General features: G+C 44.6%; 15 protein-coding genes. 7 read left to right on the forward strand and 8 right to left on the reverse strand.

Going from position 1 to position 19,678, the window contains the following annotated elements:
• The 5 genes from dnaA (at nucleotide 1) to FM038_RS00025 (ending at nucleotide 7,283) form a co-directional block, all read left to right on the forward strand.
• Nucleotides 1–1,392 (forward strand): chromosomal replication initiator protein DnaA, encoded by a 1,392-nt coding sequence (gene dnaA / locus FM038_RS00005; protein ID WP_142873253.1) that lies wholly within the window; start codon nucleotides 1–3, stop codon nucleotides 1,390–1,392.
• Nucleotides 1,393–1,411: 19 nt separating this feature from the next.
• A complete protein-coding gene (gene dnaN, locus FM038_RS00010; RefSeq protein ID WP_142873252.1) occupies nucleotides 1,412–2,512 on the forward strand; it encodes a DNA polymerase III subunit beta in 1,101 nt (366 codons plus the stop codon).
• Between the two features lie 397 nt (nucleotides 2,513–2,909).
• Entirely contained in the window at nucleotides 2,910–4,007 is a 1,098-nt protein-coding gene (gene recF / locus FM038_RS00015) for a DNA replication/repair protein RecF (protein ID WP_142873251.1), read from the forward strand.
• Nucleotide 4,008: 1 nt separating this feature from the next.
• Nucleotides 4,009–6,429 (forward strand): DNA topoisomerase (ATP-hydrolyzing) subunit B, encoded by a 2,421-nt coding sequence (gene gyrB / locus FM038_RS00020; protein ID WP_142873250.1) that lies wholly within the window; start codon nucleotides 4,009–4,011, stop codon nucleotides 6,427–6,429.
• 182 nt (nucleotides 6,430–6,611) lie between these two features.
• A complete protein-coding gene (locus FM038_RS00025) occupies nucleotides 6,612–7,283 on the forward strand; it encodes a hypothetical protein (RefSeq protein WP_142873249.1) in 672 nt (223 codons plus the stop codon).
• Nucleotides 7,284–7,385: 102 nt separating this feature from the next.
• Here the strand turns inward: FM038_RS00025 and pxpA are convergent, their stop codons facing one another.
• The 3 genes from pxpA to pxpB form a co-directional block, all read right to left on the reverse strand.
• Nucleotides 7,386–8,126, reverse strand: coding sequence for a 5-oxoprolinase subunit PxpA (gene pxpA, locus FM038_RS00030; RefSeq protein ID WP_142873248.1), 741 nt, complete (start codon nucleotides 8,124–8,126; stop codon nucleotides 7,386–7,388).
• Between the two features lie 100 nt (nucleotides 8,127–8,226).
• Nucleotides 8,227–9,156: a 5-oxoprolinase subunit C family protein gene (locus FM038_RS00035; protein WP_142873247.1), complete on the reverse strand. Its 930-nt coding sequence runs from the start codon at nucleotides 9,154–9,156 to the stop codon at nucleotides 8,227–8,229.
• Nucleotides 9,153–9,872: a 5-oxoprolinase subunit PxpB gene (gene pxpB, locus FM038_RS00040; RefSeq protein WP_142873246.1), complete on the reverse strand. Its 720-nt coding sequence runs from the start codon at nucleotides 9,870–9,872 to the stop codon at nucleotides 9,153–9,155. The genes FM038_RS00035 and pxpB overlap by 4 nt, the downstream gene beginning before the upstream one ends.
• A gap of 146 nt (nucleotides 9,873–10,018) precedes the next feature.
• Here pxpB and FM038_RS00045 point away from each other — a divergent pair, with 146 nt between their 5' ends.
• Complete coding sequence (locus FM038_RS00045) at nucleotides 10,019–11,086, forward strand: HDOD domain-containing protein (RefSeq protein ID WP_142873245.1); 1,068 nt, start codon at nucleotides 10,019–10,021, stop codon at nucleotides 11,084–11,086.
• 64 nt (nucleotides 11,087–11,150) lie between these two features.
• Here the strand turns inward: FM038_RS00045 and glyS are convergent, their stop codons facing one another.
• Entirely contained in the window at nucleotides 11,151–13,220 is a 2,070-nt protein-coding gene (glyS, locus tag FM038_RS00050; protein WP_142873244.1) for a glycine--tRNA ligase subunit beta, read from the reverse strand.
• 11 nt (nucleotides 13,221–13,231) lie between these two features.
• Nucleotides 13,232–14,137 (reverse strand): glycine--tRNA ligase subunit alpha, encoded by a 906-nt coding sequence (gene glyQ / locus FM038_RS00055; protein ID WP_142873243.1) that lies wholly within the window; start codon nucleotides 14,135–14,137, stop codon nucleotides 13,232–13,234.
• Nucleotides 14,138–14,316: 179 nt separating this feature from the next.
• Between glyQ and FM038_RS00060 the strand changes: the two genes are divergently transcribed.
• The gene (locus FM038_RS00060) at nucleotides 14,317–14,901 is read left to right on the forward strand and encodes a DNA-3-methyladenine glycosylase I (RefSeq protein WP_142873242.1); all 585 of its coding nucleotides are present in this window, start codon (nucleotides 14,317–14,319) and stop codon (nucleotides 14,899–14,901) included.
• Nucleotides 14,902–15,217: 316 nt separating this feature from the next.
• Here FM038_RS00060 and FM038_RS00065 read toward each other — a convergent pair whose 3' ends face one another.
• From FM038_RS00065 to tusA, 3 genes are all read right to left on the reverse strand, one after another.
• Nucleotides 15,218–18,472 carry an amidohydrolase family protein gene (locus FM038_RS00065; protein WP_142873241.1) on the reverse strand — a complete coding sequence of 1,085 codons (3,255 nt, stop codon included), beginning with the start codon at nucleotides 18,470–18,472 and terminating at the stop codon, nucleotides 15,218–15,220.
• 367 nt (nucleotides 18,473–18,839) lie between these two features.
• Nucleotides 18,840–19,277 carry an MOSC domain-containing protein gene (locus tag FM038_RS00070; protein ID WP_142873240.1) on the reverse strand — a complete coding sequence of 146 codons (438 nt, stop codon included), beginning with the start codon at nucleotides 19,275–19,277 and terminating at the stop codon, nucleotides 18,840–18,842.
• A gap of 47 nt (nucleotides 19,278–19,324) precedes the next feature.
• The gene (gene tusA, locus FM038_RS00075) at nucleotides 19,325–19,558 is read right to left on the reverse strand and encodes a sulfurtransferase TusA (RefSeq protein ID WP_013049333.1); all 234 of its coding nucleotides are present in this window, start codon (nucleotides 19,556–19,558) and stop codon (nucleotides 19,325–19,327) included.
• Nucleotides 19,559–19,678 lie beyond the last annotated feature (120 nt).

Genomic DNA, 19,678 nt, shown 5'->3' on the forward strand with positions numbered 1-19,678 from the left:
GTGGCGGTTTCACTTTGGCAGCAATGTATCGGGCGACTACAAGATGAGCTTTCAGCTCAACAATTCAGTATGTGGATTAGACCGTTGCAAGCAGAAATGGATGGAGACACACTTGTTCTCTACGCGCCAAATCGCTTCGTACTCGACTGGGTTAGAGATAAGTACATCAACATCATCAATCAGTTTTTTACTGAGCAGATGGGGGCTGATGCACCTAAATTGCGTTTCGATATAGGCAGTAAGCCTGCAGCACCTCGCCCAGTCCAAGCATCTCCAGCTATTATCAGTAGCCCACGAATTGAAACTAGCCGTAGACCGAGCAGAACTTCATTTAATGTAAATAGCCCTGAACCTGCAATGGCAGCTAATCACAGAAGTAATATCAATCTGACTTATCAGTTTGATAACTTCGTTGAAGGTAAGTCGAACCAACTTGGTAAAGCTGCGGCCATGCAAGTTGCCGAAAATCCAGGTGGTGCCTACAACCCGCTATTCCTTTATGGTGGTACTGGTTTAGGTAAGACTCACTTATTGCATGCTGTGGGCAATGGGATTATCAAGAATAACCCTAATGCTAAAGTGGTCTACATGCATTCTGAGCGTTTCGTTCAGGATATGGTTAAGGCATTACAAAATAATGCTATCGAAGAATTTAAGCGTTATTACCGTAGTGTAGATGCGTTATTTATTGATGACATTCAATTCTTTGCTAATAAAGACAGATCTCAGGAAGAATTTTTCCATACCTTCAATGCGTTGTTAGAAGGTAATCATCAGATCATTTTGACTTCAGATAAGTATCCGAAAGAGATCGACGGCGTAGAAGATCGCCTAAAGTCTCGTTTTGGCTGGGGCTTAACGGTTGCTATCGAACCACCTGAATTAGAGACCCGTGTAGCGATCTTGATGCGTAAGGCACAAGAGAGTGGCATTAACCTTCCTGATGAAGTGGCATTCTTTATTGCTAAACGTTTACGTTCAAATGTTCGTGAGCTTGAAGGCGCATTGAATCGAGTGATTGCTAACGCAAACTTCACCGGTCGTCCGATAACTATCGATTTTGTGCGCGAAGCCTTAAGAGATTTATTGGCGCTGCAAGAAAAGTTGGTCACGATAGATAATATTCAGAAAACCGTTGCTGAATATTACAAGATCAAGATGGCTGATATGTTGTCGAAGCGTCGTTCTCGTAGTGTTGCCAGACCTCGTCAGGTGGCAATGGCGTTATCGAAAGAACTTACCAACCAAAGTTTGCCAGAAATTGGTGATGCTTTTGGTGGTCGTGACCATACAACTGTTTTACACGCATGTCGTAAAATTGCACAGTTGAGAGAAGAAAGTCATGACATTAAAGAAGATTATGCTAACTTGATCCGTACGCTATCTTCATAAATCTGGGAAATTGAAACTAATGAAATTTTCAATTGATAGGGATGCCCTATTAAAGCCGTTGCAATTGGTTAATGGAGCGGTGGAGAGACGACATAACTTGCCTATTTTGGCAAACCTTTTAGTTGAAGTAAGTGGTCACTCACTTAAAATGACCGGTACCGACCTTGAAGTCGAATTAGTCGGCCAAGTTGAATTGGTTGGCGATGTTCAAGAGGGGCGTACAACCGTCCCGGCGAAGAAATTCCTCGATATCGTTAAATCCCTACCAGATCAAGTTGAACTTAAAATTGAACAGCAGGAAAACCGTCTGCTGCTCAGATCTGGCCGTAGCCGCTTTACGTTAGCGACATTACCGGCAGAAGAGTATCCCAATGTCGAAGCTTTCGAGTCTGATATTGAATTTACCATTAAGCAGGGCATACTCAAATCGCTTATCGATGCGACTCAGTTTTCCATGGCTAACCAGGATGTGCGTTATTATCTGAACGGTCTGTTATTGGAAACCGATGGCAATGTGTTGCGTGCCATTGCAACCGACGGACATCGCTTAGCCTTGAGTCATCGTCAAATAGAGGCGACTCTGCCAGAGAAGCAAGTGATTGTGCCCCGTAAAGGCGTCGTAGAGCTACAGCGTCTGTTCGAAGGCGAAGACTTAGATGTGACTATTGCCATAGGTGATAATGCCATACGCGCGACGACATCGAGTGCAGTGCTGACCAGTAAGTTAGTCGATGGTCGTTTCCCCGATTATCGTCGAGTCTTGCCTAAAGGTGGCGATAAAATCGTTATCGCTAGTCGAAACCAGCTAAAGCAGGCTTTGGTTCGCGCCTCTATTCTGTCAAATGAGAAGTTCCGCGGTGTGCGGGTACAGCTGGAAAATAACCTGATTAAGATCACCGCTAACAATCCTGAGCAGGAAGAAGCTGAGGAGATCTTAGACGTAGAGTATGACAACACCCCTCTAGAGATTGGCTTCAACGTAAGTTATCTGTTGGATGTGCTCAATAACCTACCTTCAGATGATGTGCGCATCACGCTTATCGATGGCAACTCCAGTGCGTTGATCGAGAATCATATTGAAGAAGACTCTATGTATGTGGTTATGCCGATGAGGCTCTAGTCTTAATTCGACTAGATAAACCCAAATTAATATTGAAGAGGCTGCTAACGCAGCCTTTTTTTATGTCGGGCCATAAATGTTCCCTACATTTATTGGCATTTCCGCCATCCTTGGCAGTCAACATTTATGACTGGATGGCCTGAGAAGGCTAACAAGCGGCTTTATTTTGACTATCCCTAGACTATAAGGGAAAGGTAAATTAGCTTTTTATTGTGTTGCTGGCTTATCATGATTTTACGGCTTTATTCTGGATGAAATCTGCGCTTTGATGTGGTCTGTGGATATGCTAATCTTCTTGGCTATTTAAATTTTTCCACCTGATGATTTGCGACGTTTTTATCCGTTAAATTAAGTGCATTTTGTTAGCTTGCCAGAATAAGTGATTAATGAGCCATAAATGAGTTTGACGCGTCTTCATATTGAAACTTTTCGGAATATCGCCTCTGCTCAACTGCTTCCGGCCGAAGGAATTAACCTCATTTACGGTCAGAATGGCAGTGGCAAAACCAGTATTTTAGAAGCTATCTATTTTCTTGGTATGGGCCGCTCATTTCGCAGTCATCTTTCCCAGCGAGTGATTCAACACTCAGATGATAAGTTAACCTTATTCGCTAACTTAAATGTGCAGGATAAAGAGAGCAAAATTGGCTTGAGACGATTTCGCAGCGGTGAGACCGAGGTCAAGATTGATGGCGATAAGGTCAAACGATTATCGACCTTGGCCGAGTCTTTGCCGATACAAGTGATCACTCCCGAGAGTTTTGCCTTGCTGTTTGAAGGGCCTAAGTCGAGGCGTCAGTTTATCGATTGGGGAGCGTTTCATTGTGATAAAACTTTCCATTCGGCCTGGATCAATGTAAAGAGGATTTTAAAGCAACGAAATCAGCTGCTTAAAAATGAGGCTAGCTACGCTCAGATTCAATATTGGGATAGAGAGTTAGTTCGTTATTCTGAAGTCGTGACCGATATCAGAACTCAATATGTAAACTCGTTAAATGAGCTACTTAAGGGTATAATCGAAGAGTTTTTACCTAAGATCGATGTGAAGATTTCTTTTACCCGAGGTTGGGATAGTAAAACAGATTATGCGCAGCTCTTAGAGACGCAATATCCCAGAGATGTATCTAGCGGCAATACCGCTAGCGGTCCCCATAAAGCCGATTTGAGATTACGTGTTGGCACCTTGCCAGTTCAGGATGCTTTATCCCGGGGACAGCTTAAATTGTTAGTCTGTGCACTGCGTATTGCACAGGGAAAGTTACTTAAGCAGCAAATAGATAAGAATAGTATTTATCTGGTGGATGATCTTCCATCGGAATTGGATGCAAAGCACAGGCAATTGTTGCTGCAGCAGTTAATCGATACCGGCGCACAAGTTTTTGTCACCGCCATCGAGCCTGCAGCGATACTAGATTCGTTAAACACGCCACCGAGTAAGGTGTTCCATGTGGAACTGGGGCGTGTAACGGTAATTGAACAACCGACGAGAGAATAATATGTCAGAGAATAGTTACGATTCTTCGAGTATTAAGGTACTAAAAGGCCTTGATGCAGTACGGAAGAGACCAGGGATGTATATCGGTGATACCGACGACGGATCCGGTCTACATCACATGGTATTCGAAGTGGTCGATAACTCTATCGATGAAGCTTTAGCGGGTCACTGTAATGAGGTTGTCATCACAATCCATGCTGATGGTTCGGTATCGGTGAAAGATGATGGTCGTGGTATTCCTGTCGAAATTCACCCAGAAGAGGGTATTTCGGCCGCAGAAGTGATCATGACCGTACTCCATGCGGGCGGTAAGTTCGATGATAATTCATATAAAGTCTCCGGTGGTCTTCATGGTGTGGGGGTTTCGGTTGTAAACGCTCTGTCTGAGAAGCTACAGCTGACTATTCGTCGTAACGGTAAGCTCTACGAGCAGTTCTATACCTCGGGTGAGCCCGATGCGCCGATCAAAGAGATTGGCGATTCGACGAGTACGGGTACCGAGCTAAGATTTTGGCCAAGCCATGAAACCTTCACTAGTAATATCGAATTTCATTTCGATATTCTGGTTAAACGCGTCCGTGAGCTGTCATTCCTAAACTCAGGTGTCGGCATTCGTTTGATCGATGAACGTGATAACCGTGATGAGTTTTTCCAGTACCAGGGTGGCATCAGCGCCTTTGTCGATTACCTGAACGTGAACAAGACGCCGGTCAACAAAGATGTGTTCCACTTCATTCAGGAGCGCGATGACGGTATCACAGTCGAAGTGGCTATGCAGTGGAACGATGGTTTCCAGGAGAATATCTTCTGTTTCACCAACAACATTCCTCAGCGTGATGGTGGTACTCACCTTGCCGGTTTCCGTGGTGCATTGACCCGTAATCTAAACGCCTACATGGAGCGTGAAGGTTATAACAAGAAGGGCAAGACCAGTGCTACTGGTGATGATGCCCGTGAAGGTCTGACTGCGGTTGTTTCGGTTAAAGTTCCGGATCCTAAGTTCAGTTCTCAGACTAAAGATAAGTTGGTTTCAAGCGAAGTTAAGTCTGCTGTTGAACAAACAATGGGTGAGCAGTTAGGTGATTACCTAATGGAGCATCCAAATGAAGCTAAGCTGATTGTCGGTAAGATTATCGATGCGGCTCGTGCTCGTGAAGCGGCGCGTAAAGCTCGTGAAATGACACGTCGTAAAGGCGCCTTAGACTTAGGTGGGCTGCCGGGTAAACTGGCTGATTGCCAAGAGAAAGACCCTGCGCATTCTGAAATATACATAGTGGAAGGGGACTCTGCTGGCGGTAGCGCTAAGCAGGGACGTAACCGTAAGAATCAGGCGATTCTTCCGCTTAAAGGTAAGATTTTAAACGTTGAGAAAGCACGTTTCGATAAGATGCTCTCCTCTCAAGAAGTTGCGACCCTGATCACCGCGCTAGGTTGTGGTATTGGCCGTGACGAATACGATCCTGATAAGACGCGTTATCACAACATCGTCATCATGACCGATGCGGACGTCGATGGATCGCACATTCGTACTTTGTTACTGACTTTCTTCTTCCGTCAGATGCCAGAGCTTATCGAACGTGGTTATATTTATATTGCTCAGCCACCTCTCTATAAGGTGAAGAAAGGCAGACAGGAACAGTATCTTAAAGATGAGCCTGCATTGACTGAGTTTTTAACGAACTTAGCGCTAGATGGTGGTGAAGTCCACGCATCTGCCGATGCACCAGCTATGTCGGGTGCACCGTTAGAGAAGTTGGTTTATCAATACCGCGAAGTTGAAGCTATCTTTAGCCGTTTAGATCTGCGTTACCCGACTCTGTTGACTGAGCGTATGCTTTATCATCCTGCTCTGAGCGCAGAGGTGTTGGCCGATGAGGCTAAAGTTCAACACTGGTGTGATGAGTATATCGCAGATCTAACAGCGAGAGAGTCAGGCGGCGTTATCTATAGCGCAGAGCCCATATTGGATCCCGAGCGTAAAGTGTACTTGCCAAATGTGCACATACGTAAGCATGGTATAGATACTAGCTATTTGTTTACCTATGACTTCCTGACCTCTAGTGATTACGAGCGCATGGCTAAGCTAGCTGAAGCACTTGAAGGACTCATCGCCGAAGGCGGTTATGTTAAGCGTGGCGAACGTATGAAGGAGATTTCTACCTTTGTCGAGGCACTTAACTGGTTGATGAACGATTCTAGACGTGGTCTTTATATCCAACGTTATAAGGGATTGGGCGAGATGAACCCTGAGCAGCTTTGGGAAACCACAATGGATCCTGAAACGCGTCGTATGCTTGTTGTGACGATTGAAGATGCTATCGGTGCCGATCAGCTGTTTACCTGTTTGATGGGTGATCAAGTTGAACCGCGTCGTCAATTTATCGAAGAGAATGCGCTGAACGTAGCGAACTTGGATGTCTAAATAGATCTGCTGCGCATCTCTATTGATGCCACTACGTGGCGTTAAGAGCTAAGCGTTAACAGTGAAAGATAAAGCCTCAGAGAAATCTGGGGCTTTTTTGTCGCTATGTATATCGCTTTACTTAGGAGGTGTTTGTAATTAGATTAAGTGGGAAGTAACCATCTTTCAAAGGGATATAGAAGATGAAACTCCATACATGGCATATAGCACTTAGTACTACTTTACTGACCTTAGCGGCCTACTTTCTCAATTCTTATCGTGAACCACAGCAAGTTTCATTGCCGGAACTTCAGCTTACTTCGTTCAATCAAGAGCAGCTTCATTCGCCAACACAAGATCAAATAGTTATTGATCCAGCAAAGCTTCAAACCGTAAATGAATTAATTGATGTTGAGGGGAAGCAGGTTGCAGCTATTCACCCGTTTCATATCGATCGCTCTAATAAGGAATTTAAGAGGTTACTTGCTAAATATGAAGTGGAGAAAGGTGCGTTTGTAGAACGGGGAACTTCTTATTTTTATAAGGAAAATGATGGTAACCCATATTTTTTAGCTTCACCTCCCTCACTGAATAATTTGATGTTTGATGATCCGGATCAATATATCGAATTACGTGTCGCAGAGTTTAATGAGATTGATGAGCCATATAGTAATAACTGGGGTGGTGAGTTTGATATGTTGGATGTAAATTATCACTACTGCAAAGTAACGACTTGCTTGGTAAGAGCAAGTCATAAATCATTAGCTTATGCTCGAGATTATCTTGAACAGTTTCAGCAGTATAACCCTGATTTGAATATTGATTTTACGACCATGAGTAGTGGTGATATCGTACTTACTTATTCGAAGCTCTAGTATTTCGATGCTGTCTACTGATGTAACAGCCAAGGGATTAATCTGTAAATAGGCGGACTCTGGCTGATGGCCTGTCTATGAATATATGAGAGTCCTTACTTTTTATTTACATGTTCTTAAGACTTTTCTTATTTTCTGGGCAAACCTAAGGGCATGTTCATTATCGCCGTGCAGGCAGATGCTGTCGGCTGAAACAAGGACTGTACCACCATCTAAAGTGGTTATTGGTTGTTGGTTTATTATCTTATCGACCTGCACTAGTGCTTGAGCGTCATCTGCCAATACCGCTCCTTTCATCTGCCTTGGGGCTAGCATGCCACTATTTAAATAAGCGCGATCGGCAAAAGCCTCCTCAATCACATCAAGGCCGTGTTGCTTCGCTAACTTGGCTAATGGGCTGTTCGCTAAAATCATCAGCTTCAACTTAGGGTCTACCTGTTTTATCACCTTGATGAGTAAAAGCCCTAAATGGGTGTTTTCAGCGGCTTTGTTATATAAAGCTCCATGAGGTTTCACGTGGAACAATTTTGCGTTGATGGCGTCACAGACCTCCTTAATTACGACTATTTGCTGGAACAAAGAGTCAAACAACTCCGAGTCTGAAATAATAATCGACTGACGGCCAAAGTGTTCTCTATCTGGGTAGCTGGGGTGAGCGCCAATGTTAACTCCTGAAGCCAGTGCAAGTTTTACCGTTACCTCCATACTTGCGGTATCACCTATATGACCTCCACAGGCTATATTGGCTGAAGTGATCAACTGCAATAACGCTTCATCATGCAGGCCTCCTTCACCTAAGTCGGCATTGAGGTCGATAGGGTAAGCTCTTGAGTTTAATTTCACTATATAACCTTACTGTTATTATAAGCTACGAGCTACGGGCTTTTAAACTCGCAACTTTCTTAGCTTTGTCTCTAACTCGCAACTCGAGACCTTCTTAGCCCTAGCTATTAGCATCTATAGCTCTTTGGAGACGATAAAAATACTGCTCCCATTCGTAGTTTGCATCATCAGCTTGGTTTGGACTCACGTGAATAAATTGCACCTTGCTTCCGGGGCGAGTCTGAGCAAGTTTCCAAAGGTCAGCTTCTATAACGGTAGCAATCCTTGGATAGCCGCCTGTCGTTTGCCCATCGGCCAATAGGGCTATGGGCTGACCCGATGGTGGCACCTGAATGGTGCCTGGCATTACAGCGTGTGAGTTTAAGCTCTGCTCTTCTACTAATGCTAACGCTTCACCGGATAAGCGTGCGCCCATACGGTTGCTATCGTTTGATACTTGCCACTGGCTACTCCAGAATATTTTACGCGACTCCTGGGTAAACAGGGCCATCTCGGGTCCGGGCAAGGCGCGTATTTCATTCGAGTAGCCTCTTTGTACGGCACCTATAGGTTTAGACAGTGAACGCTTTTCACCTAAAGTGAGTTTGTCTCCTGATCTCAAAGTCCTGCCTTCATAACCACCGAGTTCTGCACTCATTAAGGTCGACCTTGACCCTAAGCAGACAGGCACATTAATGCCACCATCAATGGCAAGGTAGGCGCGCATGCCCGATAGGGGCCCTCTCAATTGAAGGATGTCGCCAGCGTTAATCTTACTGCGCCAGCCATGCCATATCTGTCTATCACCGATTCTAATCTCATATTGAGCCCCGGTTAGCGTAAACCAGGCATCACGGTGAAACTTTATTTTCATGTTTCCGGCGGTAAGCTCAAGCCCTGCATCATTATCGCCATTGCCAGTTAATCGATTGGCAAGTATTAAGGCTTGACGATCTAAGGCACCGGCTAGTGATACGCCCAAATGGCGAAAACCTGTTCGTCCAAGGTCTTGCACAGTGGTGAATAAGCCTGATTCGATAAATTCTATCATCTAGGGGCCTCTAATCTGGCTTCTTCAATTTCATTTAAAGATTCTATGGCAATGAACTGCACTGTGTCGCCAGGTGAAAGCAGGGACGGTTGAGCGCTATTGTTACCGGTTAAAGCGCTATCGAATAAACTGACAGCACTACGGCCTATCAGTTGCCAACCTCCTGGAGATTGAGCCGGATAAATCCCCGTCTGCTCTCCGCCAATACCAACGGATCCAGCGGGAATCGATAATCTCGGGTTTGCTAACCTTGGGGTAAAGAGTCGTTTATCGAGTCCATCGAGATAGGGGAAACCTGGTTGAAAACCTAAAAACAGCACACTGTATTGGGTTGAGGTATGTATCGATATGACTTCTTGTGGATCTAAATTATTGTATTCGGCTACCTTATTAAGATCTGGCCCATATTCTCCACCATATTTAACCGGGATCTTGATGAGCTTTCCCGTTTCTGCTTGAACTTCTATATTGCTCAAAAGTTTGTGGAGTTTTTTGCTCCAGAAAGCGATATTTTTACTGTCTTTGAAAAAAAGGGTGAGGTTGTTATTCCCTGGGACTATATCTTCAAACTCTCCGGAGTCATGACATATCTTTGCTAAAGACCAAATGCGTTTTTGTATTTCTAGTTTGCTGAAGTTAATAGATATACAAGCACAATCTAACACTAGAGCGCGTTCGCCAAATCGGAATAGCTTAGGTTGTAGTGTGACGCTCATAGCTTTTCTTTATCTATTTCAGTAAAGACACAGGATAATACTTAAAATCTAGTTTGTAACCCGATAAACTGCACCGCGTTTATTCAAAACCACTATGATTAGTACTCGTCATTGTGGTTCAACTTTATTAACCCCGGTCATACAAATTGGTTAGAAAACTTTTTAATAAGCTGTTTAATATCAGGCAGAAAACATCCATTGCTCAGCCTAAGGGCTTTAGAAATGACACGAGTGTTCAGGATGAGTTAGCTAATATATCGACTAAGCCACAAAAGCAAACAGCAACAGAGGAAGTGCCCATCTCTGATTCAGTCGATGTCTCAGCGCTTTTTTACAGCCTGCTTTTTCCGGCTAAAACCACAGATACGGGGGGAGTGGCTAATAATTTAGAGAAAGCAGTCATAGCTGACGTTGAGCATGCATTGTCCTCACCGCAAGGTATAGCCGATAAGGTGCTTAAACTGCCCACGAGAATAGCCGAATTAAATACGCGATTGAGCGACGACAGTGTCGAAATTAAGCAGCTGATACAGCTTATTCAGCAAGACCCTGTATTGAGTGTAGATCTGTTGAAATTGTGTAATTCACCGGCTTTCAGGCGTGGTGATAATGAGGTTACTAGTCTACAGCAAGCCTTTGTCCAACTAGGAAGAGAACAGCTCAAGCGCTATGTGACTACTTGTCTCGTGCGAGAGATGATAGCCATTAAGCCAATCTATTATCGTCGCTTCGGTCTGCAGATATGGCGTCATAGTTTGCAGGTGGCCTTTTTGTCTACTCAGTTCACCGATGGACTCTCGGTCGAAGAGCAAGAGGCCGCATTTATGTTGGGCTTACTGCATGATGTAGGAAAAATTGCCATCTTCAAGATGCTATTGGACGAGTTTCAACTGGCAGAACCCGGAGAGCAACCTAACTCTTGGCTGTTTAGGCAGGTAATGACGAGCAAATCATTGACGCTCAGTGCTCTGCTTGCTCAATGTTGGCAGCTACCTAAAAGTTTCGAGTCATCGCTAAGTCAACTGGCGAACCTAAATAGTAAGCCCGTAAAGCCGCTACCTGCCGTGGTATGGCGAGCGAATCTGATCAGTGAATGTTCTATGTTATTTCAAGCCAATAAACTTGATGATGCCTGTTTAACGCGTTTACTTATTGATGCTGACTTGAGCCGCGAAGAGTTTGCTATTTTGCATGACAAGCTGAAAGAGATTTAAAAGAAGAAGCCTCAGCAAGGGCTGAGGCTTCTTTAGTTCCTAGGTACTAGTTTCTAGGACCTTCTTACTGCAGCAAAGATATATCCGCTGCATGTAAGAACTGCTCACGTAGGCTAGAAAGTAGCGCTAAGCGGTTATTCTTCAATGCTTCATCATCAGCCATAACCATCACATCTTCGAAGAAGGTATCAACACTTTCTCGTAGTCCAGCCAGAAGTGCTAAGGCTTGCTGATAGTCTGCCGCAGCAAACAGAGGAGCAAGTTGCGGTTGTAGCTCATTGAGCTTCGCGGCTAACGCTTTCTCTGCGCCCTCTACAAGTAGGCTTGCATCGATAGTCGCTGGCAAATCGCCTTCAACTTTAGCCAAAATATTCGATACACGCTTATTGGCTGCAGCTAGAGCAGATGCCTGCTCTAGCGTTCTGAAGTGAGCTACCGCTTTGATACGGCTATTGAAATCTGCTGGGGCTGTTGGACGACGAGCTAATACCGCTAAGATAACATCGACGCTAACGCCTTGATCTTGATACCAGGCACGGAAGCGCCCCATAAAGAACTCAAGTACCTGCTGTGTCACTTTATCATTGGTAAGGTTACTAGCATGAAGCTCCTGCGCCTTAGCAATAAGGTCGACAAGATCTAGTGGTAGGTTATTCTCAACACAGATGCGCAGGATACCGATAGCTGCACGACGAAGTGCAAATGGATCGGCTGCGCCTTTAGGTGCCATACCAATACCGAAGATACCCACTAAGGTGTCTAACTTTTCAGCCAGTGCGACACATACAGAGATGGGCGCTGTGGGTACGGTATCGCCAGAGAACTTAGGCTTATACTGCTCTTCAAGAGCGACAGCCACAGCTTCTGTTTCACCATTAAGGCGCGCATAGTGCATGCCCATAGTACCCTGAAGATCGGTAAATTCCATGACCATGTTAGTCATCAAATCAGACTTAGATAAAAGCCCTGCACGTGCCGCTTCATCACTATTAGCACCAATACTGGTGGCAATATAAGCCGCCATTGTAGAGATACGTTCCACGCGCTGCTTGATGGTACCAAGCTGCTTTTGGAATACCACAGTTTCTAAACTCGTAAGACGAGACTCTAGTGAGGTCTTCTTATCTGTTTCGAAGAAGAACTCTGCATCGGCAAGGCGTGGACGAACCACTTTTTCGTTGCCCGCAATAATCTGCTGTGGATCTTTAGATTCGATATTGGTAACAAAAATAAAGTTAGGTAGAAGTTGACCCGCTTTATCGAATACCGGGAAATACTTCTGATCGCCTTTCATGGTGTAAACAAGGGCTTCAGCTGGTACGTCGAGGAACTTCTCTTCGAAGCTGGCAGTCAATACCACAGGCCATTCTACTAGCGAGGTGACTTCTTCAAGTAGATCATTTTCAAGATCGGCGATACCACCAATCTTAGTGGCAGCAGCTTCAGCATCAGCCTTGATAATCGCTTTACGGGCTTCATAGTCGACGAGAACCTTGCCTTGCTCTTTAAGTGCAATAAGGTAGTTGTCAGCATGATCAAGCTCGAAACTAGGCTTACCCATAAAACGGTGACCACGGATAACCCGAGCCGATTTTTTGCCTAACAATTCACCTTCAACCACTTCACTGCCAAGCAGCATAGTCACAGTGTGAACTGGGCGAATAAACTGAGTGGTGTTGTTACCCCAGCGCATTGGCTTAGGGATAGGTAACTTATCTAAAGAGCGCTGTGCCATCGCGGCAATAAGACTCTTAGTTTCAACACCAACGACTTTAGCTTGATGTAGCAACCATTCGCCTTTATCGGTTTTAAGGCGGCCAGCTTGTTCAATAGTAATACCGTTACCACGAGCCCAGCCCATAGCAGCTTTGGTTGGGTTACCGTCAGCATCGAATGCTTGTGCAACAGCGGGTCCACGTTTTTCTACCACCTTGTCAGCTTGAGCTAAAGCAAGTTGGTTGATGCAGATTGCTAAGCGACGTGGCGCAGCATGCCATACAGCAGACTCAAAGCTGAGCTCCGCTTTTTTTAGTTCATCAGTAAAGTTGCTAAGTAAAGACTCAGCTAATTTACGTAAAGATTTTGGAGGTAGTTCTTCTGTGCCTACTTCAATCAGTAAGTTTTCAACATTCATTTGTTATTCCTCTACTTACAGATTGGGAAGCCGAGAGCTTCACGCGCTTGATAGTAAGACTCTGCAACACCTTTAGCCATAGTACGAACACGCAAGATATAACGTTGGCGTTCAGTCACTGAAATTGCATGGCGCGCATCAAGCAGGTTAAATGCGTGAGAGGCTTTCATGACTTGCTCATAGGCAGGCAGCGGAAGCGGTTTTTCAAGTGTGAGTAGATGCTGGCAAGCTTTCTCACAGTCATCAAAATTTCTAAATAACACTTCAACATTAGCGTGTTCAAAGTTATAAGCTGACTGTTCAACTTCGTTCTGGTGGAAAATATCACCATACATAACTTTGCCCATAGGGCCGTCTGTCCATACGAGATCGTAGACGTTATCGACTTCCTGGATGTACATAGCTAGGCGCTCAAGACCGTAAGTGATCTCGCCAGTAACAGGCTTACACTCTAATCCACCTACTTGCTGGAAATAAGTGAACTGTGAGACTTCCATGCCGTTTAACCAAACTTCCCAGCCAAGACCCCAGGCACCTAGAGTCGGTGATTCCCAGTTGTCTTCAACGAAGCGTACGTCATGAACATTCATGTCGACGCCCGCAGCTGCTAAAGATCCAAGATAAAGCTCTTGAATGTTATCTGGAGACGGCTTCAACACCACTTGAAATTGATAGAAGTGTTGTAGGCGATTCGGGTTGTCGCCATAACGGCCATCAGTAGGGCGGCGACTAGGTTGAACATAAGCACAGCTCATTGGCTCTGGGCCTAATGCTCGTAAGAAGGTCATAGGGTGGAATGTACCCGCGCCTACTTCCATGTCCAATGGTTGAACGATTGCGCAACCTTGCTGCGCCCAGTACTCCTGCAGGGTCATAATGAAACCCTGGAATGTCTTTACGTCATGTTTCGTCGTCATGTCTACTATCTACGCCGTCAGGATGATACCAATCTTTCTTTATGCTATTTAAGCATGCAGAGCTAGCTTGGAAATTAAAAAAATGGTTTAGATTATACCTTGTAGAATTAGTCAAATGTAGGTTATTTTTTATCTCCTAGAGGAAATTTGATTTAAACTTTACATTTTGGAGTGAGTCCATGGATAAGAAGCGTTGTGGTTGGGTGGGCGATGATCAAATTTACCGTGATTATCATGACCATGTTTGGGGCAGGCCTGTGTATGACAGTCAGGAGCTGTTTGCTAAACTTTGTCTCGATGGTCAGCAAGCGGGTCTTTCCTGGATCACTATTCTTAAGAAACAGCACAACTATGAAGCGGCTTTTGCCAACTTCGATCCAGAGGTGATAGCCAAGTTTGATGATGCCAAGGTCGAGGAGTTACTCCTGGATAAGGGAATAGTCAGAAACCGCCTCAAGGTTAATTCCATCATTAAGAATGCTCGTGGCTATATGGCCAACTTTTCTGACACCAAGGGTGAGCAGGGTGATGACTTCGCAGCATTTCTTTGGAGTTTTGTCGGTGGTAAGCCGATTGTGAATCATTTTACTGAGATGAAACAGATCCCTACCCAGACTCCGGAGTCTGAGGCTATGTCTAAAGCATTGAAAAAAATGGGGTTTAACTTCGTAGGCCCAACAATCTGTTATGCGTTTATGCAGGCGGTAGGTATGGTCAATGACCATGCAACATATTGTTTTTGCTATGATAAATGTAATAAATAAGGATCGGGTTCCTAGGGGCTTAGGTTTTAGGAGAAGAAAGAGCAAGTCGTAGAGCTGAGAAAGGAGTAAAGCCAAGATGACGGCTGCGTCTGTTGGACGTTCGTTGCACTCTCTGGTAATACAAGTTCCTAGGAACTAGAGCCTAGGTTCTAGAAACTAAAAAAGGGTGTTCCACGTGGAACACCCTTTTTCTATCTCACTTTTCTTCGCGAAGCGAAAACTCAATTATTTTTTGGTTCTTTCTCTGCAAAAAATAATTTCCCTGAAATTAAAATCTGACAGTTAAGTTAGCCAGATTTTAAATTTCAAACAGAGTTTAAAGCTCAAAAAAGAAGGGTTTTCTTTCCTTGCCTCTATTTTTTGATCCACCGTTAACTTGATTCATGGTTTCGGCATTGTAGAGTTTGCCGTTGACCATGGTATAGGTAACACGATCTGTGACTCGAATATCTGCGAGTGGGTCACCATCGATGACAATCAAATCCGCAAGCTTACCTGATTTGATGGAACCGATTTGATGATCCATAGCAAAATGTGTGGCTGGATTGATGGTCGCAGTTTTGAGTACCTCTAGATTACTCATGCCACCCTGGGCAAACATCCACATCTCCCAATGAGCGGCCAAACCTTCACGTTGACCATGAGCACCAATATTTGGCTTCACTCCAAGATCATTCATTTCGTTGGCGACTCGAGCAACATTGAAGTGGTTGTAATGTTCATCAGGTGCAGTAGGGCGTCTCATGGATCTTGCCTCTAACATATCACTAGGTACATACATAGACAGTCTTGGGTGAGCCCAAACATCTGTCTTATCGTACCAATAGTTTTCACCTGAGATGCCACCATAGGCAACCACTAAGGTTGGTGTGTAACCGACTTCAGTCTGGCTCCAGAACTGTTTAATATCGTTATAGATAGATGCAGCAGGAAGCGAATGTTCTATACCCGTGTGGCCATCGGCAATCATGGTTAGGTTGTGTTGCAGCAAGCTTCCACCTTCTGGCACAACCATCATCTCGAGTTCACGTGCTGCAGCGATAACTTGCTGACGCTGATTACGACGAGGTTGGTTGTAACTCTTCACACTAAATGCGCCCACTTTTTTGAGGCGTTCAAGATGGAATTTTGCATCATCAAGTGAGTCTATGTGCGAAGTGTATCCTGGGCCATTGGCTCCATAGAGAATTGTGCCTGTAGAAAAGATGCGAGGCCCTGCTATGTAACCCGCTTTTTGCTGCTCAGCTGCGGCAAAAATTTCAGTGGTATCGTTAGACGGATCATGAATCGCAGTGACACCCAGAGACAAGTTTGAGTAGAGTTCCCAGTTCTGTTGAGGAATGATCTCATTCTCACCTTGAGCACCGTGTGCATGGGCATCAAATAGACCAGGCATAAGTGTTTTACCTGTAATGTCCATGACCTTGGCATCACTTGGAATCTCAGTTGATGCATCACCGACTGAGACAATCTTATTATCCTTGACGATAACTACACCATTTTCAATGACCTTGTCATCTTCCATGGTGATAATTTTACCGCCAACAAAAGCGATTGTTCCACGTGGAACATCTGCTTTTTGGGTGAATCCTAGGTTGGTAATGCTAGGTTCGACCTTGTCTGTTTTATCAAGCTTGCTAGATTCATACTTGTCGGCACTGGCTGTACGTTTATCTTTGTACTCTATATCGACAGGCATTTGATAGAGCTCAGGTCCTAAGGTCCAATAAAGCTGATCACTATTAGCGCTCCAACTAATACTTTCACCGGCCCGAACGCTTAACTGGCTAACAGGCAGATTATTGGCTTTAGGGCCTATCTCTACGGTCTCACCATGCTTAGCAAATGGAGTAACCCAAACCTTGAAACGTTCTGCGAAAGCGAGTTGCTTGCCATCGGGAGATATGCGGAATTCTGTACCTAGCTTGCTAGTGTAGTGAACTCGCTTCTGAAATCCATCCAGGTTGATAGAGGAGAACTCTGGGGTCTCACCTTGATCCATAAAGTAGACACGTTCTGAATCGGCGCCAAATTGTGGCTGATAACCGTCGAGTGTGATGCGGGTATTTTGTTTGCCTTTGATATCTACCTTGTATAGACCTGTATCCTGGGACCAGGTTCTTGGTGTGATATATCCGCCCTTAGCTTTACGGTAAACCACGAATGAACCATCAGGTGAGAAGGTCGGTTCTACATATTTTCCTGGCTCTTGGGTCAAGGTTTTACTGCGCTTATTTCTAACGCTAACCACTTTAACTGTGCCTTGCTCCTGATCATCCCAAGTGGTGAAAACAACTTGTTTACCATCCCTAGACCATTGAGGGTATAACTCTCGAAGATCTGAATCTAGCTTAGTGAGGCGCGTACGCTTCCCATCAGACTTTCCATTTGATAGTGAGTTAACCCAGAGTTTACCTAGCGCTTCATAGACGACCTTTGTACCATCCGGTGAAACCTGAGCCATACGAAGCATCTTAACGTCGAACACGTCTTTATCGAGATTCTGTTTGAAACGAACCGCGGGTTGAACAGCAAGTTCTGTTTTTACTGAGAAGGGGATCTGTTTAACTGATTTAGACTCAACATCTAGTTTGTTAATCTTACCACCTGCCCAGAAGATGATCTCTTCATTGTCGGCGGTCCAACTCATGGTTGGGTAGACACCATGAATAGCCCATGTTTCCTGCATGTCTCTGTCTAGTTTGCCATAGAGCTTCTCTTGCTTGCCAGACTTAAGATCAAGCAGGTAGAGAGATGACTGGAATCCGTCACGCTTGATATAGGCTAGCTTAGTTCCATCTGGGCTAGGAGTAGGCCTTATGGCACCACCTGTGCCCTGAACTAATATTTCTATATCACCAGTTTCGGTATCGTAACGTTTGATCTTATAGATGCCCTTGACCGAATCTTTCGAGTAATGAAACGTCTTTCCTGGAGTCGCGTCCTGGCTGAAGTAGATATAGCGGCCATCTGTAGAGTAGGCGGGTTCACCTAAGTCTTTCTGCTCGTTAGGTCGCTCAGTCAGTTTTATACCTTTACCGCCAGCGACATGGTATAGCCAGACTTCGCCTGCACCTAAACTACGTGAACCTGTGTAATGTTTACGAGCTACAAGGTATTGTGAGTCTGGACTCCAGGCTGGACTATTCAGTAGTCGGAAAGTTTCGTCTGTCACTGGTCTTGGGTTACCGCCGTCAGCATCCATCACCCAGATATTGTCGCCGCCATCTCCATCTGAGGTAAAGGCAATAGATTTTCCATCCGGGCTATAGGTGGGTTGCATCTGCCAGGCGATACCGTTAGCAAGGACTTTAGCTTCACCGCCTTCCATGGGAATTTGATAGATATCACCCAACATATCAAATACGATATGTTCGCCATCTGGGCTGATACTCAAGTTCATCCAAGTGCCTTCAGACACATCAATCTTAACTTTCTCAAGCGGGGCATTTGCAGGGGCATTTACCTGCCACTTGGTTTCTTTTTCTGCGGGCAATTCGCTAGCCATTACTGGCAAACTTAAGCTAAGTGCGATAGCTGCACATAGCGGAGTTAACTTATATTTAATCATTTTTATCCCTGAACCTTGTCAATTTGCGTTATTGCTGGCGATAATTATTCTTTATTGATTGTGCCAGGCTTTTATTAAAGCGAGCTGAGTTGTTATTTTTGTGATGTTTCTGTTTTTGTATGGTGTATGCAAGTTAATTTCGCCTGTCATTTATCGCATATTTAAGGCATAGGTAAAACAACTATCGTGTAGCAATTTTGTTAACGATATCGACAAGAGTAGGAGATGTTTAGATTAGTGAAAGCGCACTATTTATGCTGAGAGCTCGATAGGGAGTTAGAGATTAAAGGATAGATAAAGTGTTGGATGACATCATCTATATTGAGGCTGATGTCATCAAGGCTTGAGTGATCTTAGTATGAATATGCTAACGAAGTTGAACTGTATCACCTTCAAAAATTTCTGCATCATTTAGTACGCGACAGGTGACACCACCGCGCCAATCAGGTGTTAATGCGGCTTCGAGTCCGGCATGAGCAATTTCCATCTTCTTACATGGATCTGTCTCGCCGGTGATCTCGAGTTTGAGTTCACCTATCTCGAGAATTTTACCGACATGCTCGGGAGTAAAGCTGAGTCCTTCAACCAGTAAGTTAGCTCTACGAGTGGTCCAAGGTAGTAGTGCATTAAGCTCACCACAAACAGTCACCCACTGCTCTTTAGACATGACGGTGACTTGTCGTTTACCTGGTCGGCCAAAGAAATCCTGTTCGACACCATGGGAGCAAGTGACATTCGCCTTAGCAACGAGTGTCATAGGTTGCTGCTTAATGGGCTTGAAGCCGATGGCTATCAATGTAGACATAAATGAATCCTTCCATTGTTTGAAGCTCGATTAGGCATTAAGAGTGTTTAAAGCCCTTTCTGTATTAGATACTGATAGGGAGTCTTATCAGTGCTACTTGAAATCAGCTTATGATCCATAAACTCACAGAAGCTGGGGATATCTCGAGTAGTGGCTGGATCATCTGCGATAATCAGCAGGGTTTCACCAGCTTCCATTTTTCGTACTGATTTACGAACCATCATCACTGGCTCTGGACATCTGAGTCCTATGGCATCTAAATGATGGTCGGCCTGGTTCATGCCATCGATAATCGTATCACTCACTCGGTCGCTCATAATTCCTCAACCATATTTTTGCCATCTAACCTACTGCAAATCAGAGGATAGGCTTGTAAAGAGTGACTAATACTACGCTAGCAA

Origin of the sequence: Shewanella eurypsychrophilus, assembly GCF_007004545.3 — a bacterium.
GTDB lineage: Bacteria > Pseudomonadota > Gammaproteobacteria > Enterobacterales > Shewanellaceae > Shewanella > Shewanella eurypsychrophilus.